The sequence below is a fragment of the Lacinutrix salivirga genome (assembly GCF_053604675.1).
The window spans coordinates 45,627-71,320 of record NZ_JBSHNP010000146.1; the positions used below are offsets into that span (position 1 = coordinate 45,627).

The 25,694-nt window shown below is 31.4% G+C and carries 26 protein-coding genes; 10 read left to right on the top strand and 16 right to left on the bottom strand.

Annotation, left to right across the window (positions count from 1 at the left end; all coding sequences use genetic code 11):
* Nucleotides 1-8: 8 nt before the first annotated feature.
* The 8 genes from ACVC5O_RS15990 to ACVC5O_RS16025 all read right to left on the bottom strand — a co-directional run bounded on the left by ACVC5O_RS15990 (nucleotide 9) and on the right by ACVC5O_RS16025 (nucleotide 10,699).
* Entirely contained in the window at nucleotides 9-1,652 is a 1,644-nt protein-coding gene (locus tag ACVC5O_RS15990) for an ABC transporter permease (protein ID WP_452222479.1), read from the bottom strand.
* Between the two features lie 3 nt (nucleotides 1,653-1,655).
* Nucleotides 1,656-2,708, bottom strand: a complete 1,053-nt coding sequence (locus ACVC5O_RS15995; protein WP_452222480.1) for a Fe(3+) ABC transporter substrate-binding protein — start codon at nucleotides 2,706-2,708, stop codon at nucleotides 1,656-1,658.
* Nucleotides 2,709-2,719: 11 nt separating this feature from the next.
* A complete protein-coding gene (locus tag ACVC5O_RS16000; protein ID WP_452222481.1) occupies nucleotides 2,720-5,143 on the bottom strand; it encodes a TonB-dependent receptor domain-containing protein in 2,424 nt (807 codons plus the stop codon).
* Entirely contained in the window at nucleotides 5,124-6,482 is a 1,359-nt protein-coding gene (locus ACVC5O_RS16005; RefSeq protein WP_452222482.1) for an HTTM domain-containing protein, read from the bottom strand. The genes ACVC5O_RS16000 and ACVC5O_RS16005 overlap by 20 nt, the downstream gene beginning before the upstream one ends.
* 59 nt (nucleotides 6,483-6,541) lie before the next feature.
* Nucleotides 6,542-7,633 (bottom strand): imelysin family protein, encoded by a 1,092-nt coding sequence (locus tag ACVC5O_RS16010; protein WP_452222483.1) that lies wholly within the window; start codon nucleotides 7,631-7,633, stop codon nucleotides 6,542-6,544.
* Nucleotides 7,634-7,709: 76 nt separating this feature from the next.
* Complete coding sequence (locus ACVC5O_RS16015; RefSeq protein WP_452222484.1) at nucleotides 7,710-8,918, bottom strand: DUF4856 domain-containing protein; 1,209 nt, start codon at nucleotides 8,916-8,918, stop codon at nucleotides 7,710-7,712.
* Nucleotides 8,919-9,147: 229 nt separating this feature from the next.
* Nucleotides 9,148-10,011: a hydroxymethylglutaryl-CoA lyase gene (locus ACVC5O_RS16020; protein ID WP_452222485.1), complete on the bottom strand. Its 864-nt coding sequence runs from the start codon at nucleotides 10,009-10,011 to the stop codon at nucleotides 9,148-9,150.
* Between the two features lie 70 nt (nucleotides 10,012-10,081).
* On the bottom strand, nucleotides 10,082-10,699 hold the full coding sequence (locus ACVC5O_RS16025; RefSeq protein WP_452222519.1) for a LysE family translocator: 618 nt from the start codon (nucleotides 10,697-10,699) through the stop codon (nucleotides 10,082-10,084).
* Nucleotides 10,700-10,798: 99 nt separating this feature from the next.
* Between ACVC5O_RS16025 and ACVC5O_RS16030 the strand changes: the two genes are divergently transcribed.
* The gene (locus ACVC5O_RS16030; RefSeq protein ID WP_452222486.1) at nucleotides 10,799-11,707 is read left to right on the top strand and encodes a T9SS type A sorting domain-containing protein; all 909 of its coding nucleotides are present in this window, start codon (nucleotides 10,799-10,801) and stop codon (nucleotides 11,705-11,707) included.
* Here ACVC5O_RS16030 and ACVC5O_RS16035 read toward each other — a convergent pair.
* The gene (locus ACVC5O_RS16035; protein WP_452222487.1) at nucleotides 11,693-12,724 is read right to left on the bottom strand and encodes a quinone-dependent dihydroorotate dehydrogenase; all 1,032 of its coding nucleotides are present in this window, start codon (nucleotides 12,722-12,724) and stop codon (nucleotides 11,693-11,695) included. The genes ACVC5O_RS16030 and ACVC5O_RS16035 overlap by 15 nt on opposite strands.
* A 117-nt stretch (nucleotides 12,725-12,841) precedes the next feature.
* Here ACVC5O_RS16035 and ACVC5O_RS16040 point away from each other — a divergent pair, with 117 nt between their 5' ends.
* The 7 genes from ACVC5O_RS16040 to ACVC5O_RS16070 all read left to right on the top strand — a co-directional run bounded on the left by ACVC5O_RS16040 (nucleotide 12,842) and on the right by ACVC5O_RS16070 (nucleotide 17,363).
* On the top strand, nucleotides 12,842-13,072 hold the full coding sequence (locus ACVC5O_RS16040) for a type II toxin-antitoxin system ParD family antitoxin (protein WP_452222488.1): 231 nt from the start codon (nucleotides 12,842-12,844) through the stop codon (nucleotides 13,070-13,072).
* Nucleotides 13,073-13,366 (top strand): type II toxin-antitoxin system RelE/ParE family toxin, encoded by a 294-nt coding sequence (locus ACVC5O_RS16045; RefSeq protein ID WP_452222489.1) that lies wholly within the window; start codon nucleotides 13,073-13,075, stop codon nucleotides 13,364-13,366.
* A gap of 106 nt (nucleotides 13,367-13,472) precedes the next feature.
* Entirely contained in the window at nucleotides 13,473-14,714 is a 1,242-nt protein-coding gene (gene pepT, locus ACVC5O_RS16050; RefSeq protein ID WP_452222490.1) for a peptidase T, read from the top strand.
* 120 nt (nucleotides 14,715-14,834) lie between these two features.
* Nucleotides 14,835-15,725: a T9SS type A sorting domain-containing protein gene (locus ACVC5O_RS16055; RefSeq protein WP_452222491.1), complete on the top strand. Its 891-nt coding sequence runs from the start codon at nucleotides 14,835-14,837 to the stop codon at nucleotides 15,723-15,725.
* Nucleotides 15,726-15,739: 14 nt separating this feature from the next.
* Nucleotides 15,740-16,138, top strand: coding sequence for a hypothetical protein (locus tag ACVC5O_RS16060; protein WP_452222492.1), 399 nt, complete (start codon nucleotides 15,740-15,742; stop codon nucleotides 16,136-16,138).
* A gap of 153 nt (nucleotides 16,139-16,291) precedes the next feature.
* Nucleotides 16,292-16,738 (top strand): SET domain-containing protein, encoded by a 447-nt coding sequence (locus ACVC5O_RS16065; RefSeq protein WP_452222493.1) that lies wholly within the window; start codon nucleotides 16,292-16,294, stop codon nucleotides 16,736-16,738.
* Nucleotides 16,739-16,763: 25 nt separating this feature from the next.
* A complete protein-coding gene (locus ACVC5O_RS16070) occupies nucleotides 16,764-17,363 on the top strand; it encodes a YdeI/OmpD-associated family protein (protein WP_452222494.1) in 600 nt (199 codons plus the stop codon).
* Nucleotides 17,364-17,639: 276 nt separating this feature from the next.
* On the opposite strand, the gene yajC is transcribed toward ACVC5O_RS16070, so the two are convergent.
* From yajC to ACVC5O_RS16090, 4 genes are all read right to left on the bottom strand, one after another.
* On the bottom strand, nucleotides 17,640-17,936 hold the full coding sequence (gene yajC / locus ACVC5O_RS16075) for a preprotein translocase subunit YajC (RefSeq protein ID WP_452222495.1): 297 nt from the start codon (nucleotides 17,934-17,936) through the stop codon (nucleotides 17,640-17,642).
* Complete coding sequence (locus ACVC5O_RS16080) at nucleotides 17,936-18,430, bottom strand: DUF1573 domain-containing protein (RefSeq protein WP_452222496.1); 495 nt, start codon at nucleotides 18,428-18,430, stop codon at nucleotides 17,936-17,938. The genes yajC and ACVC5O_RS16080 overlap by 1 nt, the downstream gene beginning before the upstream one ends.
* A gap of 73 nt (nucleotides 18,431-18,503) precedes the next feature.
* Complete coding sequence (gene nusB, locus ACVC5O_RS16085) at nucleotides 18,504-19,448, bottom strand: transcription antitermination factor NusB (RefSeq protein ID WP_452222497.1); 945 nt, start codon at nucleotides 19,446-19,448, stop codon at nucleotides 18,504-18,506.
* Between the two features lie 127 nt (nucleotides 19,449-19,575).
* The gene (locus tag ACVC5O_RS16090; RefSeq protein ID WP_452222498.1) at nucleotides 19,576-20,679 is read right to left on the bottom strand and encodes a Leu/Phe/Val dehydrogenase; all 1,104 of its coding nucleotides are present in this window, start codon (nucleotides 20,677-20,679) and stop codon (nucleotides 19,576-19,578) included.
* A 148-nt stretch (nucleotides 20,680-20,827) separates the two neighbouring features.
* Here ACVC5O_RS16090 and ACVC5O_RS16095 point away from each other — a divergent pair, with 148 nt between their 5' ends.
* Both ACVC5O_RS16095 and ACVC5O_RS16100 read left to right on the top strand, forming a co-directional pair.
* The gene (locus tag ACVC5O_RS16095; protein WP_452222499.1) at nucleotides 20,828-22,588 is read left to right on the top strand and encodes an ABC transporter ATP-binding protein; all 1,761 of its coding nucleotides are present in this window, start codon (nucleotides 20,828-20,830) and stop codon (nucleotides 22,586-22,588) included.
* 91 nt (nucleotides 22,589-22,679) lie between these two features.
* Nucleotides 22,680-23,108: a PUR family DNA/RNA-binding protein gene (locus ACVC5O_RS16100; RefSeq protein WP_452222500.1), complete on the top strand. Its 429-nt coding sequence runs from the start codon at nucleotides 22,680-22,682 to the stop codon at nucleotides 23,106-23,108.
* Between the two features lie 132 nt (nucleotides 23,109-23,240).
* Here ACVC5O_RS16100 and ACVC5O_RS16105 read toward each other — a convergent pair whose 3' ends face one another.
* The 3 genes from ACVC5O_RS16105 to ACVC5O_RS16115 are packed head-to-tail and all read right to left on the bottom strand — an operon-like array spanning nucleotide 23,241 to nucleotide 25,516.
* Complete coding sequence (locus ACVC5O_RS16105) at nucleotides 23,241-24,272, bottom strand: 1-acyl-sn-glycerol-3-phosphate acyltransferase (protein WP_452222501.1); 1,032 nt, start codon at nucleotides 24,270-24,272, stop codon at nucleotides 23,241-23,243.
* Between the two features lie 10 nt (nucleotides 24,273-24,282).
* Nucleotides 24,283-25,200 carry a bile acid:sodium symporter family protein gene (locus tag ACVC5O_RS16110; RefSeq protein ID WP_452222502.1) on the bottom strand — a complete coding sequence of 306 codons (918 nt, stop codon included), beginning with the start codon at nucleotides 25,198-25,200 and terminating at the stop codon, nucleotides 24,283-24,285.
* Nucleotides 25,181-25,516: a tRNA-binding protein gene (locus ACVC5O_RS16115; protein WP_452222503.1), complete on the bottom strand. Its 336-nt coding sequence runs from the start codon at nucleotides 25,514-25,516 to the stop codon at nucleotides 25,181-25,183. Before ACVC5O_RS16115 ends, ACVC5O_RS16110 begins: the two co-directional genes overlap by 20 nt.
* Nucleotides 25,517-25,694 lie beyond the last annotated feature (178 nt).

Here is a 25,694-nt window from a genome sequence, read left to right on the forward strand (position 1 = left end):
TTAAGTATTTAGTTTTTAAGTTGATTTAAAATTAATCTATTCAATAAAATTATAGGTAATACACCTGTAAAAATAATACACAACGAAGGTAAAGCTGCTTCCATAATAAGTTCGTCACTTGCATATTCATAAGCCTTAACAGCTAAAGTATTAATAGTATAAGGTTTTAATATTAGTGTTAATGGTAGCTCTTTCATAGTATCTACAAACACTAAAATAAAAGCACTCAATATTCCGGTTTTAAGTAAAGGGAATTCAATTTTAAAAAACGTTTGCAGGTTGTTTTTACCTAATAATTTTGAAGATTCAGCCAATGAAACTCCAAGTTTAAGTTGGCTAGCTTCAATAGGATTAAATGCAACTGCCAAAAAACGAATAATGTAGGCGTATAACAAAACAATAATAGTTCCGTTAATAATTAACCCAATATCTATATTTAGTGTGGTTTTAAAAACGCCAATTAACCATTTGTCTAATTGTAATGTAGGTATCATAACACCAATTGCGATAACAGCTCCAGGAATAACATACCCTAAAACAGCGATTCTAGAACTTTTTTTAAGATATGAAAGTCCATTCCATTTTGGAAAATACAGTATTAATAACGCAAAAAACACAGTAAAGAATGCTGTTATAAATGCAATACTCAAACTTTGCAAAGCAATATTAAAAAAGGATTGAGAAATCACACTAGAAAAGGTTAAAAAGCTCCAATACAGTAATTGACCCAATGGAATTAAAAAGCCAAAAAACACTGGGATAAATGCAATCACAAAAAGCAAACTACGCTTAGTTTTAGAAACTTTAATTTTTGATAATTTTACATCACTTTTGGCTGCTAAACTAAAACTTTTTGCTCCTCTCTGTAAACGTTCTAAAAATATAATTAAAAACACAATTAAAAGTAAAATTGCAGAAAGGTAAATTGCTGTTGCTGGCTCTTCTAAAGCAAACCAAGCTCTAAAAATACCTGTTGTAAATGTGCTTACACCATAATACTTTGCTGCACCATAATCGTTAAGCACTTCCATTAAAACTAAAATTAATCCTCCAAAAATTGCTGGTCTGGCTAGTGGCAATATAATTTTAAAAAACGTTTTGATTTCTCCAGCTCCAAGGATTTTGGAGGCTTCGATTAAGCGCCCAGACTGATATAAAAAAACGGCTCTTGAGCTAACATAAACATAAGGAAATAGTGATACACTTAAAATAAAGATTAATCCGTATATATTTGTGATGCTTATTTTTGTACTGTTGATATTTAGCGCGTTTAACAACAACTCTAATGAGCCTCCGTAATCAAAAAAACCTGCATAAGCATACGCTGTAATGTAAGAAGGTATTGCTAAAGGTAGTATGAGCATCCACTCTAATGGTTTTTGAAAAGGAATATAATACCTACTCACAATCCAAGCAGAAGACACTCCAAATAGTACAGATAATAAGCTACAACCACTAATTAGCCATAATGAGTTTAGTGAGTACTCTAATAAAACATTTTTTACAATATGCTGCCAAGATTCTCCAGGACCTGTAAACAGTTTAAAGAAAATTGTAAATATTGGTATAGATAAAAACGTAATAATGGCCAAAGTTAATATTGACCATTTATTACTGTTTCTTTTTAAATATTTTAGCTTAAAAGTTTTCAAATTTTATTTCCATCCTGCTTCGTCAAATAAAAGCACAGCCTTTTTATTATTGTTTCCTAAAGTGGACAAGTTTAAATTATCTGCTTTAAAATCTCCCCAAGATTGTAATAATTCTGAGGGTTGCACCTCTTCATTTACAGGATATTCGTAATTTGCTTTGGCAAAAACTTCCTGAGCATCTTTACTCACTAAAAACTCTATAAACTTAACTGCGTTAGCTTTATTAGGAGCATATTTAACAACTCCTGCTCCACTTACATTAATATGTGTTCCTCTGTCGTTTTGATTTGGAAAAAAAATGCCAACACCTTGTCCTGCTTTAACCTCTTCTGGATCTTTAGAGTTTAATAGTTTACCAATATAATACGTGTTTACTATTGCCAAATCGCCTTCTCCTGCTACAACTGCTTTTACTTGGTCTCTATCGTTGCCTTGTGGTGAGCGCGACATATTAGCAACTACATTTTTTGCCCATTCTTTGGCTGCCTCTTCACCATTGTTTGCTATAATAGAAGCCATTAATGATTGGTTATAAATATTATCTGAAGAGCGCACTAATAATTTATTTTTCCAAGTGTTTGAAGCTAAATCCTCGTAAGTAGAAAGCTGTTCTGGTTGTATTCTATCTTTTGCATAAGCAATCACTCTTGCTCGCTTGGTTAAAGCAAACCACTGGTTATCTTCATCCTTTAAGTGTTGTGGTACAATTTTATTTAGGCTATTAGACTCTATTGTTTGTAGTAAGCCTCTGTTTTTTGCTCGTACTAATCTACCAGCATCTACTGTAATTAAAACATCTGCTGGAGATTGTTCTCCCTCTTCATATATTTTTTGAATCAGCTCATCTGCCTTGGCATTAACTACGTTAACTTTTATGCCTGTTTGTGTTTCAAAATCTGCAAATAATTTTTGGTCTGCAGGATAGTGTCTATGGGTATAAACATTAACTACTTTAGAATTTTGTGCTTCGTTTTTTTCTGCTGAAACATTTTTATCAGTATTCTTACATGCACTAAATAAAAGTGCTATTAAGAGTATAAAATAAGTGTTTTTCATAGTTTTTAGATTTAAAATTTAACTTGTAATGTGGTATAAAAATTTCTGTTTGCTGAAGGTATAATTCCTGGTCCAGGATATCCTGTTGCTCGTCTTGTAAAGTATGCGTTGTCTAAAAGATTATTAATACCAGCTTCTATTTTGAAACGTTTATACTTATACGATAAAGACACATCCAAAACATCGTAAGCAGGTATTTCTCCAACAACACCGCTTAAATTACCTTGAATTGCATTGGAAGCATCTGTAAATTGAGACGATAAATAGGTGTATTGAATGTTAGATAGAAAATCCTTGTAGCCTAAACGGATTCCTGTTTTAATATTATAATTAGGTATAAATTCTACTTTATTTCCTTTAACTCCATTCTCATCGGATTTGGTGTATTTGGAATCTACAAACGAAGCATTAATAAAGTAGTTAAAAATATAATCTTTATTATCCAATAATAAACGTTCTAGATTAAATTCTACCAAACTCTCCACACCATACATTACAGCATCTCCAATATTTCCTCTTTCGCTTTTTACACTTCCGTCTGAAAAACCACGTTGTACCAATCCAATTCTATCTTTATAAAACAGGCTAAATGCACTTATATCGTAAGCTATTTTATTGTTTAGTTTTCCTCTTACTCCAGCATCTATAGTAAAACCACTTTCGTCGTCAATATCTGGACTAATTATAAAGGCTGGATTATTAATACTAATATCTGTAAAGGTTACAGAACGGTAATTTTGAGAAATGTTTCCGTATAATTCTAAAGCTGTATTTGGCTTGTAACTTGCTCCTAAACCAAGTAATACAAAAGAGCGTTCTCTTGTTAATGCTTCTTCATTTTTTTCATTTAAAATAACATTTCCTGCTCCATCTGTATTTATTCGTCTAAAAAAACCATCGCTTTCTGTATTTATATACTCAACTCTAAATCCTGGTGTAATCGAAAACTCTTCATTTAAATACACAATATTTTCACCAAAAAAAGCAAGGTTTAAGTTAGGATACGTAAACATAGACTGATTAGTGTAATTAGGAAACGTCTCATACTGAAGATCAAAATTTGGATCAGATCCTGCGCTTCCAGGACCTTGCTCAGCCTTATTTTTAGATTTGTAAAATTTTGCACCTATTAAACCAATAGACTTTTTATTAAACAAGGTATAATTGGTTAACACTCTGGTTTCAAAACCAAAATTATTAAACTCGCCTTTAATTAGGTCTCTAACTCCATTTGCGTCTGGTTGGTCCACTCTATTGGTTCTAAAACCTAATGCATTTCTAGAGGCATTTAAGCCAAAGGCGCTAAATGTAAAATTAGTATTCTCAGAAAATTTATGTGACAATTTTAAATTGTACAACAACCAATCGACTTGAAACCAATTACGTGCTCTATTACTTTGGTATGGATTATCCTCAAATTGCGCATCGTTTAAACCACCAGCTTGCTTGGCTAAATAGCGTAAATAGGTAACTTCGCCTTCTAATTTAGTATTATCATTAAATTGGTAACCTATATGTGCATAGGCATTTTTAGACTCAAAATTTGAGTTTTCTCTAAATCCATCTCCTTTTTTATAATTGAAAAACGTATAATAACTCAATTTGTTTTTTGTGCCACTTGCACTTGTAAAATTGGTATATAAACCATTACTCCCTATTGTGTTTCTGGTTATAAGCTCAAAAGGTTTGTTTGGATTTGGTGTTTTCATTTTAAAATTTACCAAACCACCAAATTGAGTTCCGTATTGTAAAGAAGCTGCTCCTCTTACAATTTGAATCTCTTGTAATGCTTCTGCAGTTGGTGTGTAATAGCTTTCTGGATAGCCTAAAACATCTGCACTAATATCATAACCATTTTGTCGAGTATTAAAATTTGCTGTACGATTGGGATCCAAACCACGTCCTCCAATATTTAATTGTAAACCAGCATCGTCATTTTGGTAAATGTTTAAACCTGCAACTTGGCTGTATAATTGTCTGGCATTATTTGCACCAAGATTAGCCATAGATTGACCTATTAAAATAACCTCTGTTTTTTTACCAGCATAAATAGCTGTTTCCTCAACATCTTTTAAACGTTTTAAGTTAAATAATTGTGCTTTTCTAACGGTTAGTTCAACTTCAGATAAAGTGGTACTTAAAGGTGTTAAGGTAATTGTTAGTGCTTTGGTTTGTCTGGTGTTTATGGTTTGCTCTACCACATCATATTCGTAAGTAAAAAAGGCTAAAACTAAATTTTCTTTGTCTGTTTCAAACTTAAAAAACCCTTTGTTATTTGTAGTTGCTAACACACCAGAAGCTTTATCGTACACAGTAACGTCTTGCAAAGGCTCGCCAGAAACTGTAGTGACTGTTCCGGAAATTTGCTGTTGCGAAAACACATTACAAACAGTAAATAATGCTATTAATAGTAGTTTAAAGTCCTTTAATTTCATCTGTAAATGGTAAAATCCAATGTTTATGTTTAAACGATTCTTTTTCTTGGTACAAATCCACAGTTTCATCAATAAACAGCGTACTTAATCTGCCATTTAGTGCCACATAACTTTTAGCATAAACTTGTACTTTATTATAGCCTTGTTTAGAAAAATGATCACCTAAATAATGTGCATATTCTAAAATAAAGTCTGGCTGAAAACTCATTTGCTTTTCTTGCAATGGTGTTAAAAAAACGGAGTTATTTATTAAAAATGAATTGTTATTAGCATCTTTAATTTTAAAGGTTGTGTTTCCCATTTTTTCCATAAGCATTACTCGCCACGAAAAACGATACCCTTCTTCTGTCCAAAATAACTCGCCAGGATATAATAAATATCTAAACGGAATGAGTAATTGTAATACAAAGAATAGCGTAATTATTGGCAATACTATCTTTTTGTTTTTAAGCTGAAAAACAGGTTTTGTTTCTATGGTTTTAATTGAAAAGCCTTTGAATACCTTTTTGATGTTATTAATTATTTTATTGTGAAAATCGGCATCAAAAAAGATTAAAGCACTAACTATCATTACAAACGGAAACATGCCAATAGGAAACAATACACGTGTAAATACATGAAAAAACAGTACTAAAACAAAAGCTAAAACTCTAGTTTTTTTGTATAATAACAAAAACGGAATTAGCAAATCGTACAGCATACCAGACCAACTCATCGCATAATGAAACCAGTTTTGTTGCATAAGGTTATCGCCAATAAAAGGCAAATCGTATTTAGAAGGCAACCAAATTTTTAAGGGTTGCGCGCGTAATAACCAATCGCTATTTATTTTAGCCAAGCCTGCATAAAAATAAACGATACCTAGTAATAGTTTAATACTATCAATAGTCCATTTTGGGATGTTTGTATATTGTATTTTAGCCTTATAAGCATCAAACGAAAAGTATTTGTTAGCTGGTAAAAAAATCATTAAAAAACTTAAAATGCTAATAAAATAATAATGATTTAAATAGGTGGTTTTTTCCATAAGCTCTATATAAGTAAAGCTTAAAAAAAAGGTAATAATTGCCAATCGGTATTTATAACCAATAGCCACAAAAAAGGCAGCCAAGCCACAAATAAAAAAGAGTAAATAAGTATAATCGCCTAAGGTTTTAACCCATTCAAAACCATAATATTTAAAATGAAATTTTGGTTGTATGTAAACCGTTTCGATCCAACCTTTTAGCCAGTAGCGAATAATGCCATAACACATCATGACTCCAAACCCAATCCTGAACACAGCTAAAGGCGCTGCATTAGTGGTTTTAGTTATATAGTGGTTAAGGTTAAAACTCATAGCATTAAAAAAGGCTGATTACAAACAATCAACCTTTAGTTATTTAGTAATTTTAATAATTAATCGCCATCTGCATCTACATAATCTACGCTTATGTTAAATGCCTGTAGCATATCTACTTTTAATGCTACAACAACAAGTTGTAAAGCATCGTAAGCTTCTGTCATTTTAGAATTATCTGTTTCTACTTGTGTTTTTAAATCACTATTTAGAAGTTGTACTTTTTCTCTAGCATTATCTATTCTGTTATTAATTAATGCAGACAAATCTTCTCTTCCTAATGCATTTAAATACGTATTAAAACTTTCTCCTGTTTGGTTATTGTTTTGCGCTTTTCCATTAAAAATGTTTTGTACATTATCTAATGCAATTAATGCTAAATCTCTTGATATTTCGCCATTATAAACGGCTTCTGCTTTATTGGCTAATGGAGTTGTAGAAAATACACCTGCTGGTATTCCTATTTTATTAGCTCTTAACCCTTTTTCGTAATAGTAAATAAAATCGTTTACAAGTTTATTTGTAGCGCTAGACACTGTGTTTTCTGTACTATTTACAAATACAGCTCTGTAGTTAGCTGTCCAATCTGTAAGCACAGTTTGGGTTAGACTATCCATTCTAGCAATTAAATCTGATAGGTAGTTTAAATACTTTTGATCGTTATATTTAGTTAAAATTTCTGCATCTGTGTTTGCAATACCATATAACATATAATCTACTGCAGGAAAGCCAACAGCATCGTTATTGTTAACAGAACTTAAATCGTAATTTCCACTAATTATATTAGCTTCTATATCTTGTGTATTTGTTGGATACACATTCATTTGAAAGTTAAAAAGAATTTCTTCAGCTTTACCTATATTAAAAGGCTCCACTAATTGCCAATTTTTATAGGCACTAATCCAAGCAGCTCTTAAATTATTTAAATTTTCTTGTGTTGGAGTTGCTGTAAAAACATTACTTACACTTAGTAAATTTGTTGTAGAGGCTTTAAAATTTTGCAATTTTGGAATAATAACATTATCGGCTAAATTAGTTTGCATGGCCACTCTGTTATAATTATCTGAATTGTTGTTGCTTGGACTGTCGTCAGATTCTGAACAAGCAAAAACTAACATAGTAAATGCAAAAATGTAAGCTATTCTTTTCATGTGTTTAATTTTTATTAATAATTGCAAAAATTAACTAGTAGCTGTTTAAAAACAACTACTAGTTTAGTATTTATAATTAACTTCCTGCTTGTGCAGTAGTGAAGCTAAATGCTCCTGAAATTGTATTTGATAATGCATCTAAAGTTTCTGGTGTTATATCCCAAAAACCGTTTCCAGCTTCTAAAGTATCTATAAACCCATCTACTTCTGCTTTTGTAAAATAAGGTGCGTTTGTACCTGGTTTTCTAGTAAACTGTAAGCTGTACACAAAGCCGTAACCTTCAGACAAATCATGGAAAGCAGAGGCCATATCAGACCCTAAATTTGCTTTACCTTGTTGTAAGTAATACACAGCTCTCACTCCAATAACTTCTGAAATTTTCTCTCTAATGATTTGTATTTGAGCATCGCGAACGTCGTAGTTTTTTGCAACTATTGCTGCACGACCTAATTTAAATGCATTGTAAATATCTAATGCAATCCCTTCGAAATCTGTATCTCCATCTACTCTAGATACATATTTGTTTAAAAAACTATCTGCACCCAATTCTGGCACTGCAGGATTTACTTCGTTACCATATAAATACCCATAAGCCTCGTCCCATTTATGCTCCATGGTAGTGTAGCTATTATCTTCATCTAAAATATCATCATCATTGTTAGCTCTATTATCGCCTGCATCTAAAACAGCAGTACTTAAATAGTTATTTAATATTTGATCTACCATTAAACCACCAATTAAGCCTTTTGCAAAAGCTTGGTTGTTTTCTAAACCTTTTTCATTTACATAACGTATAGATCCTCCACCTGCTTCTTGGATTTGACCAGCCATTCCTGCAGTTGCAGGATCATTCCAACGTGGAAATACATGTTCTACTTGGTCTTCAATAAATTTGTCAAAATCTGCTTTTATTGCTGATGCATCTGTAGTATTTGCTGAAAAATAATCTGCAGATGCTGCTGTTTTACTTCTTACATTTTTACCAGAAGCATTTAAAGCTGCTGTACTAAAATTATCTTGTCCTGCTTGGTGAGCAAACATAGCGTCTAAAGATGCTTCACTAGCATCTGTATTTTTTAAAGCAGTTACAATTTCTTGAGCCATTTGAATACGTGTTGTTTGACCACTAAAACTTACTGTACTGCTTCCATCTCTTTCAAATACGTAAGTATCTGGAGCTGTTACGTTGTTTACTATTGGTGGAGTTCCACCATCATCATCACTTGAACATGATGTTAAACCTAATGTAGCTAGTGCTGCTACTCCTAATGCGAATTTTTTCATTTTTAAATGAATTTTTGTTGATTGTTTTTATTTAGACTAATTATAAATAGACTATTAATTTCGCACACAAAAATAAAACCGAAAGAGAACTTACGCAAGTTTATTTAGACTTAATTTAAATAAAAATAGACACTTAGAGTTAACGTTTTGAAAATGAAATAATTGGAAGTGTTAAAGTTCTTTCAATTTAATTGAAAGTGATGAGAGGTATGTGTTTTATGAAACAGTATTAATGGTATTTGCTGAAGATTTTTGATGCTTCATTATAAGCACTTTCAAAAGCCATAGCTTGGAGATTGTTATGTTTTCTTTCGGTTAAATACGAGAGTACTTTTTCGGTTGGCATATTGCCTGTAAGTTCATCTTTTGCCATAGGACAACCACCAAATCCTTGTATAGCACCATCAAAACGTCTGCAACCAGCTTTGTATGCTGCATCTACTTTTTCGAACCATGAGCTTGGTGTAGTGTGTAAATGTGCACCAAATTCTATAGTGGAGTATTGCGGAATTAAATTTGAAAATAAATAGTCTATATTTTCAGGATCGGAACTCCCAATAGTATCGCTAAGCGATAAAATTTTAACTCCCATTTTACTTAAACGTTCGGTCCATTCGCCAACAATATCTACATTCCAAGGATCTCCATAAGGGTTGCCAAATCCCATTGAAATATAAACTACAACTTCTTTATTAACTTTATCGGCTTTATTTAAAATTTCCTGTAAAGTCACTACAGATTGTGCAATGGTTTTATGCGTGTTTCGCATTTGGAAGTTTTCGGATATTGAAAACGGGTAGCCTAAATAATCAATTTCTGGGTGTTTACATACATCGTCTGCTCCACGAGTATTTGCTACAATTGCTAATAATTTACTTGTGGTTTTACTTAAATCTAATTGTGCTAACACCTCTGCAGTATCTACCATTTGAGGTATTGCTTTAGGAGACACAAAGCTTCCAAAGTCTATAGTATCAAAGCCAACGCGAAGTAATGATTGTATGTATTGCACCTTCTCTGCAGTTGGTATAAATTGCTTTATTCCTTGCATAGCATCGCGAGGGCATTCGATTACTTTTACTTTAGTTTTCATACAGTTTCAAAGATAATAAAGATTACAACTTACAAAAACGTTTTGGGTTGAATTTAAGCTTCAAATAATTTTATAACAAGATCAAAATTGCAATGCCAACAAAGACAATAATTTGCAACCATTTTAAAAAGTGACCTATGTTTTTTTGACGCTGAATCGCTTCAGATATAAAACCAGCCAAAATTGCTATTGCAGAAAATATAATGAAAGATACCACCATAAATAATAAACCTAAAGTATAAAACTGAAGCACTGGACTTAACGTTTCACTAAACAAAAACGCAGGAAAAAATGCCAAAAAGAAAATAGAGACTTTAGGATTTAAAACATTCATTATAAAACCTTGCTTAAATAATTGAAATAGGCTCTTTCTTGGAATATTTGAGTTTTCTATTGTGATATCTGCATTACTTTTAAATACATTATAGGCTAAATATAATAAGTAGAAAGCACCTAACAATTTAATAGTAAAAAACAAAGTAGCATTGGCTTTTATAATTGCAGACACACCAAAAGCAACTAAAGTTGTATGTACCAAACAGCCAGTAATAAGTCCAGCAACGGTTGCTAATCCATATTTTTTTCCATTGGTTATACTTTGCATTAACACATAAATATTATCTGGCCCTGGAGATATGGCCAATGCTGCAGTTGCTGCTACAAACGATATTAAGATGTCGTAATTAATGGTCTAAAATTTTGAATAAAAATAAACTTTTATTCAAATATTATGATGTTATGCTGAAAGTTTTACTGAATTGTTTCGACCTAACAAAGAAACCCAATTATGAAAAACTTTACGTCTTTAATTTTATCTGCTTTATTTTTCGTTTTTATAAGTTTAAAATCCTATTCACAAAGTACAGCTACTTATGATATTACGTTCCAAAGTAGTTGGAATGCTACAGAGCATTCTTCTACGCCATCAAATGCACATTGGTCTGATTTGGTTGGAGCAACACATAAAAATGAAAATGAATTTTTACAGATTGGTCAAAACGCAACAACAGGAATTAAAAATGTTGCCGAATTTGGGAGTAATGGCGTTTTTATGTCTGAAGTTCAAAATTCTTCAAACACAAAAGAGTGGTTAAGCGCTTCTTTTAATCCGTTTGCAGCCATTAGTTCTGCTACATTAACTGATGTTGAATTTACTGAGGAGCATCACTTACTAACCTTAGTCTCTATGGTAGCTCCAAGTCCAGATTGGTTTATTGCTATTAATAGTTTAAACTTACGCAATGCCACTAACACAGATTGGAAAGATACATTTACAATAGATGTTTTTGTGTACGATTCTGGCACAGATTCTGGTACTAATTACACTTCAGGAAATGCAGCTACAAATCCTGTACAACCTATTACAATGCTAAATGGTTTCCCTGTAAATGGTAATAAAATTGGTACTTTAACGGTTACTCAAAAATCTGTAACTTTAAGTGTAGATGATTTTAGTATTTCTAATACTATAAGTATATATCCAAATCCAAGTAAAGGTGCAGTAACAATAACTAATGCTGCAGATGTAAAAACTTTAGTGATTTACTCGGTTTTAGGACAACAAGTTAAACAGATTGATAACACAAACAACAACACGTTTCAATTGGAGTTAGATAATGTTAATAAAGGAATTTACTTACTAAAATTTATTGATGCAAGTGGAAACTCTTCAGTTAAAAAATTAATTTTGGAGTAATGCCTTATTTATCTTTTTAATCAATTTTGGTCCTTCGTAAATAAAGCCAGTGTAAATCTGCACTAAATCTGCTCCTGCTTCAATTTTATCTAAAGCATCTTGTGCAGAGTGAATGCCTCCTACTCCAATAATTGGGAAGGCTTTATTACTATTGTTGGCTAAATATTTAATCACTTGTGTAGATTTCTCTTTAATAGGTTGTCCACTTAATCCTCCATTTCCAATAGTTGTTAAACGCTGCTCTGAAGTTTTTAAACCTGCTCTATTTGTAGAGGTATTACTTGCAATAACACCATCTAAATTAGTTTCGGCTACAAGCTCAATAATTTCGTCTAACTGGCCATTATTTAAATCTGGTGCAATTTTTAGTAGTATTGGCCTTTGTATATTAAATGTTTTATTTGCTTGTTGCACAGCTCTAATAAGTTCTAACAAATAGTCTTTATCGTTTAGTTTTGCATGACTGCCAACATTTGGACAGCTAACATTAAGTACAAAATAATCTACAAAAGGATGCAAAGCGTTAAAACACTCTAAGTAATCTTTTGTATAATCTTCTGGTTTGGTTTGTGTGTTTTTACCAATATTACCACCAATAATAAGCTTACACTTTTTTTGTTTTAATTGTGCAATTGCAGCTTCTAAACCCTCGTTATTAAAACCCATTCGGTTAATAATCCCTTGGTCTTCTTTTAATCTAAATAATCGTTGTTTGGGATTGCCTTCTTGTGCTTTTGGAGTAACTGTACCTATTTCTATAAAACCAAAACCAAAGTTTTCGAGTTCATTGTAAAGCACAGCATTTTTATCGAAACCAGCTGCTAAGCCTACTGGATTTTTAAAGGTTAAACCGAAAATTTTTCGTGTTAATCTCTCGTCTTCAACAACATAAATGCTTCTAAAAAGTGATGGTATTCCTGGAATTTTAGAAGTAAATTTTATTAATGAGAATGTAAAATGATGAATTTTTTCTGGATCGAAAAGAAAAAATAATGGTCTAAGCAATAGTTTGTACATCTGTCAATGTTTGCACAAAAATACATCGAAAATCAAAACAAGTCAAATTAGACTTATGTCTATATTTGCTAAATATAGACATATTTACTATTTTTGAAGCAGTTAAATATTAAAACTATGAATGTTAGCTTAACAAAAAAACAAGAAAAATATATAGCAGATGAAATTGCTTCTGGAGATTACCAAAATGCAAGCGAATTAGTTAGAGATGCTTTAAGATTACACGAAATATACAGAAATAAAGTGATTGCAGATCTTAGAGCAGAAATTGAAAAAGGAATGAATAGTGGTATAAGTCCTCGTAGTATTGACGATATTATAACTAGTAAACGTCAAAAAGTGAACTAGTTGAACTATAATTATAAACTTACAAACGAGGCTGACAATGACTTAAATGATATTTTTTATTATACTGAAAAAGAGTTCAGTTATAACCAAGCAGTTATTTATTTAACAGATTTAGAAACTGTAATACTTAAGATTACTAAAAATCCTAAAATTAGAAAAAAAAGAAAGGATTTAAAAAGAGGTCTATTTAGTATTCCTGAGCAATCGCATATTATTTTTTATTTCATAGAAAAAGAAGTAATAATTATTACAAGAATTCTTCATACTAGTAAAGATTTAAAAAATTACCTATAATTCAATTTAGAAGTCAACTACTTAATTGTATTTTTATGCTTTTAAAAATAATACTAATATAATTTACTAACCATAAATAAGATTCCCGTTTTTAAGGGAAATAAATATGATTACAAAACAAGATATCACCAAACGATTTATAAGTTACGTTACTGTAGATACTGAGTCTGATCCAGAAAGCGATACTACACCAAGTACAGCCAAACAATGGGATTTGGCAAACGCTTTAGTCAAGGAATTAAAAGCTATTGGCATGCAAGACGTTACTATAGACGATAAAGCGTATATAATGGCAACCTTACCAAGTAATGTTGAGCATGATGTTCCAACCATAGGTTTTATTTCTCATTTTGATACGACTCCAGATTTTACAGGAGCCAATATAAAACCGCAAATTATTGAGAATTACGATGGAAAAGATATTGTTTTAAATAAAGCTGAAAACATTGTGCTTTCACCAGATTATTTTGAAGATTTATTACTCTATAAAGGCCAAACCTTAATTACAACAGATGGCACAACACTTTTAGGAGCAGATGATAAGGCAGGAATTACCGAAATTATTTCGGCAATGGAATACCTTATTCAACATCCAGAAATTAAACACGGAAAAATTCGTGTTGGTTTTACTCCAGATGAAGAAATTGGTAGAGGTGCTCACCATTTCGATGTTGAAAAATTTGGTGCAGATTATGCCTACACAATGGATGGTAGCCAAATTGGTGAATTAGAATACGAAAATTTTAATGCAGCAGGAGCTGTAGTAACTATAAAAGGTAAAATTGTACATCCTGGATATGCCAAAGGAAAAATGGTAAATTCTATGTACATCGCAACCGAGTTTATTAACTCGTTACCACGATTGGAAACTCCAGAACATACTGAGGGATACCAAGGATTTTTTCATTTATGCTCTATAAAAGGAGAAGTAGATTCTACGGAGTTGCAATACATTATTCGCGATCATGACAAAGACCATTTTGAAGCTAGAAAAGAGGTTATGGTTAAATTAACCAACGAGTTAAATTCGCAATACGGAAAAGAAATTATTACCACCAAAATTACCGACCAATATTATAACATGAAAGAAAAGGTAGAACCTGTAATGCATATTGTAGATATTGCTGAAGAAGCGATGAAAGCATTAGGCATTGAACCTCTAATAAAAGCCATACGTGGTGGTACAGATGGTTCGCAACTAAGTTATAAAGGCTTGCCTTGTCCAAATATTTTTGCTGGAGGACATAATTTTCATGGGCGTTACGAGTATGTACCTGTAGAGAGTATGATTAAAGCCACAGAGGTGATTTGCAAAATTGCTGAACTGACTGCTGAAAAAAGTGCCTAATAATTAGTTTAAAATTGAAGATGCAAAACCAAAACAAAATTGTTTTGGTTTTTATTTTTACTTGACTTTGTAAAAAAATTCCGCTAACTTCGTTTAACTAATCCTGATACAGAGAATATAATGTCATACACAAGCCCAACTTGTTTAAAACATTTTACCAATCAACAAGGGTTAAGAATGAGGGATGCTATTTTAAATTCCCCTATTTTGCAATCTGTAATAAGTTGTAATTGTACTGCCACAACCTTATTGGGCAAAACTACTATTTGTAGTGATGAAACTACCACTTATACAGTACCTTGTGGTACAGCATCATTTACAGTATCATCAAACCTTCAAATATTAAGCACAACCAGTAATAGTATTACTGTAAAACCAATAAACACTTCAATCAATGAATTGGCTACAGTTAGTGTACTTGTTAACGGCTCAACATATGTCAAGGAAATTTGGATAGGCAAGCCAAAAGTTGATGTTTTACTTGACCCTGATGCCAATTATGTTTATTTAGAGTTGACAGGTATTAATTCAGAAATTCACAAACAGAATATCACTTATATTAAATGGGAAAAAATCTCATCAACAGGGAATCCTGTAATGGGTTCGGCAATTAACAGTTTTGAAAATTTAGCTCATGGTAACAGCACTAATTGGTCTATCAATGCAGTAGTTAAAGTAGTCAACAATAGTGCTTGTGATACAACCTATGTTTACAAAACAATAACACCACCAGAACCTGACCCTTGTGAAGGCTACAGAATATCAAAAACAACAGAAAATGAATATACTGCATTTAAGATAATAGACCCTTGTGCCAAAACAAGTTCAAATAATACTGAAAAAGTTAAGGACAAGGACATTAAGGCTGCTAAATTATATGACATCTATGGCATAGAAGTAAAAACTTATAATATCAATTCCTTCAAGACCGTAGGTCTTAAAAAGGGAATCTATATATTTAAAGTTTCAGTTCAAAATGAAATTTTAATACAAAAAATAATTGTTGATTAAAAAATTGAAAGAAAATGAAAAATTTAATTTATCTATTTTGTTTAGTATTGTCCTTTAGCTGTTCCAACAATGACGACAAACCTGAAAATAATGTACCACAAGAACTGATTGGAAAATGGAAATTAATTGAAATTTATGCGTCTGATGGTAATTCCAACTCATGGGTTCCATATGACTCTGGAGAATCTTACGATATTTGGTTTAAAGAGGATTTAGGGCTTGTTGTTTCCACTATGGTAGAAGGTTGCCAAATAGGTTCTTTCTCAATTTCATCAAACAATGAAATAGTTTATAACTTACCTTGTAGTGAACAATCAATTATTCCAATAGAATCTTTGTCTGAAACTACTTTAATCACTGATGTAACTTATATTGAATATGAATTAAATAAATATGAAAAAATAACAGAATAAAAACTATGCCCAACACTGTATATAAAAAATAGACGGAATAGTAATAAAATTAAGGCTTTTGGCTTGTATCAAACTTGGTGCTTAATCGAAAATTTTGTGCTTCGAAATCGCCTACTTTTCATATACTAACCGTTAAACGAACCTCCCAAAATCTTGATAACATCTAATTCCAAAAATAACTCCATACAATCCAACGCTATAGACGCATTGGAAGCTGACTATTTATACATTAAATCCTCTCAAATAAAACAAGCTGGAAAAGGATTATTTACTGCAATAGACATTTTTAAAAGTGAAATAATTGCTATATTTAAAGGTGAAATAATAACTAATAAAGAAGCTGAAGCAAGAGCTTTAAACAACAAGGATCGGTATTTTATAAATTTGTTAGATGGCTCTATAATGGATAGTATGCACACCAATTGTTTTGCTAAATATGCTAACGATGCTAAAGGTTTATCTACAAGTGCTTTTAAAAATAATGCCAAAATCACTTTAAATGAAGAAGGTGAAGTGTGCATAAAAGCCACAAAAAAGATTAAAAATGGTGAAGAAATTTTCTGCTCTTACGGAAAAGCCTATTGGAAAAAACACAGCTAATTACATAAAAATAGTATTTTAGAGTATGAAAAAAGTATATTCAGTTGAAGAATACATTGAAGTTAATACACAGTATAAACGCGAATTAAAACTTTTAAGATCTTTAATCCTATCTACTAATTTAGAGGAAGCTATTAAATGGTCTGCTCCAACATATAGCTTAAACGGAAAAAATGTGCTAAGCATTGGAGCATTTAAAAACCATTTTTGCATTTGGTTTTTTAATGGTGTGTTTTTAAAAGACGAAAAGAATGTACTCGAAAAAGCACAAGAAAAAACAAAAGCATTACGCCAATTACGTTTTACTTCTATAGACGATATTGACAAACACTTAGTACTATCTTACATTAAAGAGGCTATTGAAAATCAAAAATTAGGTAAAGAAATAAAACCTAATAAAACTACTAAAAAAGACATTATCGTTCCTATGGAATTGCAAACGGAACTCGATGCAAATTCCGTTTTACGCGATGCTTTTAAACTACTTACGCCTTCTAAACAAAGAGAACATTGCGACTACATAGAAACTGCAAAAAGAGAAACTACAAAACTCACTAGACTAGAAAAAATAAAACCAATGATTATAAAAGGTGTTGGTTTACACGATAAGTATAAAAATTGTTGATGAGTTAAATTGATATAGTATTCAACTGTTAGATTGTTAAGACGAAAATAAAATTTAAGTAAAAACTTAAAAGGATTTAGATTCTTCGTTTCACTCTAAATGACATAAAAACCTGCTTATTACTTACTACTAAATAATACGTATAACAACTAACAGCTAATGGCTAACAGCTAAAGGCTAACAGCTAAAGGCTAACATAAAAACAAAAAAAGCTTCAAAAGTAAAATACCCTTGAAGCTTTTAATAATTAGAAGTCTTAAAATAATTTAGAAGTCTCTATTTTTTAATTTCTGTTGGAGAAACGTTTAATTTCTGGCTCATTTCCATAGAAATTGCAGAGCGATCAAACTTTAATTTTCCAGCCATAGTTTCGATTACACAACTGTTATCTTTTTCATTCAGTTCTGCAATCTTACCATGTAAACCACTTTTAGTGATTACCTTATCTCCTCTTTTTAATTGAGAAGCGAATTGCTTTTCTTTTTTAGCACGTTTCATTTGTGGTGCAATCATGAAGAAATACACAACTACAAACATTAAAATAAACGGCAAATATTGTTGAATTCCTTCCATTATTTTATTTGTGGAAAGTTAGGTGTTGCCTTTTTTGGTGCATTAGGATTTGCTTTTACAAAAGCTGTAATCTTAACCACTTCTTTTCCTTTTTCTGTGTTTGCGGTTACAGTAATATTTTTAGTAACTTTATTTCCGTTTCCTTTTCCATCAAACTTAACAGTAAATTTACCTTCTTCTCCAACTGCTAATGGCTCTTTTGTCCAATCCGATGGTACTGTACAACCACATGTACTTTTAATATCTGTAATTACTAAAGGTGCATCACCTGTATTTTTATATGTAAATACTGTTTCTACTGGTGTTCCGTTTTCAATTTCACCAAAATCGTGTGCTAACTTATCGAAAGTTATTGTAGGGAATTTAGAACTTTGAGCATCTCTTTCTGCTGCTGCTGCAACATTTTTCTCATCAATTTTAGTTGTTGCATCTTCTTTACAAGATGAAAAACCAATTAGGCACACTGCACTTAATACTACTAATACTTTTTTCATTTTCTTAATTTTAATTAATTGTTATTTTAAAAAATTTAATTTTTAAGGTTGTAAAAATACTAATTTTTTTTTATTACATCAATCCTCTTCCTATTTTATTAAGTTTGCCTTCAGCTTCATATTCCTTTACTAAGCGATCTAAAATTCCGTTTATAAATACGTTACTTTTTGGAGTACTATATTCTTTAGCAATTTCTAGGTATTCGTTTATGGTAACTTTTGTTGGTATAGATGGGAAATTTTTAATTTCGCATAGTGCCATTAGCAACAATACAAAATCTATATTAGCAATACGTTCTGTATCCCAGTTTTTAGCTTTTTGCTCTATTTCTGTATTTAAAGCCGATTGGTTTAGTAAGGTTTTTTGAAATAGTTTTATTGCAAAATCCTTATCGTCTGCATCTTTATATAATACTGGAGTAAAATGCTTTTCTGGAGTGGTTTGTTTTATTTTATTTAAAAGCTTTAAAATGGTTGTGTTTATTGTAGGCAAATCGTCTAACCATGTTAAATTTTTATCTTCTAAATACTCGTAAAGCTTTTCGTTTGGCGCAATTACATCTTTAAATAGTGTGGCAATTATGTTTCTATCTTCCTTAAATGTAGAGGCTTGCGTACTCATGTAGGCTTTATAGTCTGGGTTTTCTAAAATAGCTCTGTACATTACATCTACATATTCGCTATCTAATTGCCAATTATTAATCTTGCGCTGCTCTAAAGCGTCTTTTAATGCCTGATTGTTTTTAAGCATTTGCAGCACTTCATTTTCTACAAATTTTCTGTTTGGATTTTTCTCTTCCTTTGTTGCTAAATGCTTTTTTGTGGATTTCTCAAGATGGTCTTCTGCCTTTTTCTGTACTTCAATAATTAAAGAGATTAAAGTTAAATACAGGTCGTACATTGTATCTATACTGTACATTAAAAACTTTTGATCTTTAGAAAAATCATCACTCTCACTACCTTTAAAGGCGTATAGTATTTGCATGACTTTAATACGAATGTGTCTTCTACTTAACATAGTTACAAAGAACTTTTTTATTTAATTGAGTACTAAAATGGTTTAAAAAAAAGACGAAAGCCATTTCTGGTCGCTTTCGTCTTGCAAAAATATAGTTTTTTAAGTCTAATAAATAACTAGGCTCCTATTATTTTATATTTTCTTTTCTACGGGTTTCGATTCTGTTTTTAGCAATGTTAAGCGCAGCTTCGTGCGAGGTAGTTCCATTTGCTTCAGAATTTTTAAAAATCTCTAAAGTTGTATTGTAAATGTTTTCTGTTTTACGCATGATTTCTGTTTTACCATAACCTTCTAATTCGGCATAAACATTAATAATTCCGCCAGCATTAATTAAAAAGTCTGGTGCATATACAATTCCTTTATCTTTAAGGATTCTACCATGTTTACTTTCATCTTCTAACTGGTTATTGGCAGCTCCTGCAATAATTTTTGCTTGGATTTTATTAATGGTATCATCGTTTATAGTTGCTCCTAAAGCACAAGGTGCGTAAATATCTACAGCTTCTGAGTACAAATCACTGCCTCCATATATTGTAACATTATATTTAGCTTTTACGGCTTCTAGTCGTTCTTGGCTAATATCTGCAATAATTACATTTGCACCTTCATTGGTAAGATGCTCAACTAGTGCTTCTCCAACATGACCTATACCTTGTACAAGTACTGTTCTGTCTTCTAAAATATCGCTTCCAAATTTGTGTTTTGCAGCAGCTTTCATTCCCATAAAAACTCCATAAGCTGTTATTGGCGAAGGGTTTCCTGCTCCTCCTTTGCTTTCAGAAATCCCTGTAACATAAGGTGTAACTTCGCGTACTAAATCCATATCTGCTGTTTCCATCCCAACATCTTCTGCAGTAATATATTTTCCGCTTAAAGAGTGTACAAACTCACCAAACTTTTTCATAAGTTCTGGTGTTTTTTGGGTTTTAGCATCTCCAATAATAACGGCTTTTCCGCCTCCAAGATTTAATCCTGTAATTGCAGATTTAAAAGTCATTCCGCGAGATAGTCTTAGTACATCGTTTAGTGCTTCCCATTCGTTGGTGTAATTCCACATTCTGGTACCTCCAAGTGCTGGTCCTAAAACCGTATTATGGATACCTATTATTGCTTTTAATCCTGTATCTTTGTCGTTGCAAAAAACAATTTGTTCGTGATTATCGAAAGATGATTGTCCAAAAACAGGATCAACTTTATAGAGTTCGTTTGAATTTATAATTTCTGAAACCATTACGTTTATATTTTAAATTAGGGATAATAACTATTATTAAATCTGTAAAAATAGCATACAATATTACTTTAATATTAGTGTATAAGCAACATAATTATTGTTAAAATGCGAAATTGTTAAAAACTTTTAAAATACAGCGTTATTGCTAATGAAAGAATTACAACACCTCAATAAATACTTTTACAAATACAAAACACGTTTAATCCTTGGTATAATTATTACCATACTCTCTAAATTGTTTACTGTTTTTGTGCCTAAATTAGTTGGTGCTATAATTGATGCTGTAAATAACCAATTACAAAATCCAGACATTGACGAGTCTATTTACAAAGCCGAAATTTTAAAACTCGCGCTCCTTATTGTTGGTACAGCAATAATAACTGGAATTTTAACTTTTTTAATGCGCCAAACCATTATAAATGTGTCTCGTTTTATTGAGTACGATTTAAAAAATGAAGTCTATCAACAATACCAAAAACTCTCCCTTAATTTTTATAAAAAGAATAAAACAGGAGATTTAATGAATAGAATTAGTGAAGATGTTGGCAAAGTACGTATGTATGTTGGTCCTGCGATTATGTATAGTATAAACACAATTACACTTTTTGTAGTAGCACTGTTTTTTATGTACCGACAAGCACCAACACTTACTTTATATACTGTAATACCTCTGCCTATTCTCTCAATTTTAATTTTTAAAATTAGTGCCGAAATCCATAAACGCAGTACAGTTGTGCAAGAATACATGTCTAAACTTTCGGCATTTACACAAGAGTCGTTTAGCGGCATTTCTGTTATTAAAGCCTACGGCATTGAGCCTATTACAAATACTGATTTCGATAATTTATCGACTACCAGCAAAGAAAAACAACTGAGTTTAGTGCGCATTAGAGCCTTCTTTTTTCCTGCAATGATTTTACTTATTGGTATTAGTAATATCATCGTTATTTATATTGGAGGCCAACAATATATAGATGGCAAAATTAGCTTAGGTACCATTACAGAGTTTATAATTTATGTAAATATGTTAACATGGCCAGTTGCTACTGTTGGTTGGGTAACCTCAATTGTGCAGGAAGCAGAGGCCTCTCAAAAACGAATAAATGCCTTTTTAAAATTAGAGCCTGAAATAAAAAACAACAACCCTAAACCTTCTATAATTGAAGGTAGTATTGAGTTTAAAAACGTTGATTTTACTTACGATGATACCAATATCCAAGCACTTAAAAATGTAAGTTTTAAAGTTAATACAGGTGAAACTTTAGCAATTATAGGAAAAACAGGTTCTGGAAAATCAACCATTTTAGACCTTATAGGAAGGCTTTACGATATCCAAAATGGCGAATTATTAATAGACCATACTAACATTAGCGATTTAAATTTATACAGCCTTCGCGATAGTATTGGTTATGTACCACAAGATGCCTTTTTGTTTTCGGACACCATTAATAACAATATAAAATTTGGCAAGGAAGATGCAAGTGATCAAGAAGTGATACAAGCCGCAAAATACGCACAAGTCCACGATAATATAGTAGAGTTTAGCAAAGGTTACGATACCATTTTAGGCGAACGTGGTATTACGCTTTCTGGCGGACAAAAACAACGTGTCTCCATTGCAAGAGCCATTATAAAACACCCTCAAATATTGTTGTTCGACGATTGCCTCTCTGCAGTAGATACTGAAACTGAAGAAAAAATACTAAATAATTTAAACCTTATTTCTAAAGGAAAAACAACGATTATTGTGAGTCATAGGATTTCTTCGGCTAAAAACGCTTCAAAAATCATCATTTTAGATAACGGAAAAATTGTACAGCAAGGCACACACGAATTGCTTATAAATACAGATGGTTACTACAAAGAGCTGTATTTAAAACAACTTAATGAGAATGAAAATTTAAGTTAAAATGAATATCATTTTGAAAGAATTATGCTAAAATCTTGTTTTAGATATATTTTTTTTAGATTTTTGATTCACTAAAAAAACTTAAATAATTATGTATAATAATGATATGATGGAGCAAGAGGAAATTTTTTCGAAAGTATTAAGAGCGGGAAGAAGAACTTATTTTTTTGATGTTAGATCCACAAAAGCTGGCGATTACTACCTAACAATTACCGAAAGCAAAAAGTTTACTAATGATGATGGATCATTTCATTACAAAAAACATAAAATCTATTTATACAAAGAGGATTTCTCTGAGTTTAATAGCATTTTAAAAGAAATGACAGATTATATTATTTCTGAAAAAGGCGACGAAGTGATTAGTGAACGTCACCAAAAAGACTTTAAAAAAGAGTACGAAACAACTCCGGAAGCTACTGCGACAGCACCAACTGCTGAAGCAACTCCTGAAACTCCAACTACAGAAACTACTGAAGCTGCAGAAAGTCGTTTTACAGATATCGATTTTGACGATATATAAATATAACTCTAAACATATATTTAAAACCGTTACTTATAAGTAGCGGTTTTTTTATGCCTAAAAGCGAAACTAAATGTATTGTAATTTGGACAGAACGTTGTAGGAGTGACAAGAACTCTTAATCTAACTCTACTATAATTTAACAGCTAACAAAGCAATGACTAAAACCGCAAACAAATACACAATTCCAACAGTCCAACTATAAAACAAACCTAACAGCACAGTAATTAATACAATCCAAATTGGCACTAAAGTAACCGAAACTGCGAATCTAAAGGTTGCTATAAATTCAATCTCTTCCACTTTTGGCGCAACACTCTTTTTCCAAATAAAATAAGGAAAGAAAAGTAAAATAAGCAACAATACTTTTAATGGCTTTTTTAGGCTATTAGACTTTTGTTTTGTCTGTAATTCACAATTTTTAAATGAAGATTGGATGCATACATTAACTGCTTTAGGCCTTAAATAATTAACATGTAGTTGCTCTAATTTATCTTCTATTTGCTCATAATTATCTAATGGAATATGTGTAGTTAATTCGCTAATCGCTAACTGTACGTCTTCTTTCAATGCTTTTATAGCTTCATTTTTATCTCTTAATAAATAGTCTTTAGCAGCTATTGGATTTCCAAAGTAAATCGCTGTACTGTCTGCAAACGCTTCAGCTTTCTTATAATTAAAACCAATAGGTATTAAATGCAAATCTGTATCTGGATAGCTTTCGAGCGTTTCAAACACTATACGTGTAAATCCTTTACTTAAAGGTCTTACACTACGCTTTATGTTGTGACTACCTTCAGGAAAAATAGTAACAACATTTTTTTGGTGTAACAACGTTGCACTTGTAGAAAAAACAGATGTGTTATTGCTTAAATTACTCCAACCATCTCTTATTCTATATACAGGTAACATTTGTAAACTGTTAAGTATTTTTTTTACCAATGGTTTTTTAAATACTGCAGCACGTGTTAAATAATAAGAAAACACTCCAGATTGTGTGGCAATTAAAAGCGGATCGATTAGTGCATTTTGGTGATTGGCTAAAAATAAAATTGGTGTGTTTTTAGGAATAGCTTTGGTATTATGAACTTCAATTTTTTTATAATAAAAAAACAATCCTAATCGTAAGTACGCCCTTACACTATGTAGCCAAAGTTGTTTCAATAGTAAAAATTTATGTTTTTCGTGACCATAATTTTGCTAGTATTAAACCAGATATTATGTGCCAAATTCCCCAAAAAGCAGCAAGAATTGCCATACCTCCTAACCCATCGAAAAAACTAAAGATAAGCATTAAGCCTAAACCAGAATTTTGAATTCCTGTTTCAATGGTTATCGATTTTTTATTTGCTAAGGACAATTTTAGTAGTGAAGACAAAGTGTAACCTGAAGCAAATGCTAAAATATTGTGTGCAACCACTAATAGAAATACGTATTTAACGTACTTTAAAAAGTAGTCTAAATTATTTTTTAAGGCTAAAATTACTAACAATATAAAAAACACAAGCGATACTATTTTTAATGTCTTTGCTAATTTTATAGCTGTGAATTTAAAGTAATGCCTTACTAACATTCCTGCAAGTAATGGAATTCCTAAAATTAAAGTAACCAATTTTATCATATCTAATGTATTTATAGATATTTCTTGGAGTAATACTGCTGAAGGTTGGTGTAAATTTCCCCAAAAATATAAATTTAAAGGTGTCATTACAATAGCTAAAAGCGTTGCTATTGCTGTTAAACTTACAGATAACGCTGCATTACCTTTGGCTAATTGCGTAATAAAATTAGAAATATTTCCGCCAGGACAAGCAGCAACCATAAACATACCTAAAGCAATACTTGCTTGTGGTTGTATAATAGTCACCAATACAAAAGTAAGTCCTGGTAAAATTACAAATTGAGAAACGACTCCTGTTAGTACTGGTATTGGATTCTTTAATAAGTTTTTAAAATCTGGAACTGTAATATCTAGCGCAACACCAAACATTACAAAAGCCAAAGCAATGTTTAAAAGAGTTAAACTACTCGCATCAAAATTAATTTTTACAGCATCTAAAGCTTCATCCATATTAACTAACACAGCTCCCATTTTTAACAGGTTGCTCAGGATTTAATAAAATAACATCTTCACCATTTACTGCTCCTAACACTAAACATTCGCTCATAAATGTTGCTATTTGTTTTTTAGGAAAGTTGACTACAGCAACAATTTGTTTGTTTAGCAAGTCCGCTTTTGTATAACGTGTTGTTATTTGTGCAGACGATTTTTTAACACCTAAATCTCCAAAATCTATAGTCAATTGATAGGCAGGATGTCTCGCCTCTGGGAACTCGTTGATATCAATAATAGTACCTACACGTAAATCTGTTTTTGTAAAATCTTCGAAAGTTATTGTGGTTTTCATAGCGTTTTGTTGACTTTAAAGCTGTTAGCTTTTAGGCTTTAGCCTTTAGTTGTTAGGTATTAGGTATTAGGCATTAGGTGTTAGGTATTAGGCATTAGGCATTAGGTATTAGGTATTAGGTATTAGGTATTAGGTGAAATTAATAATTGTTAACTGTTAATTGATAACTGTCAATAGT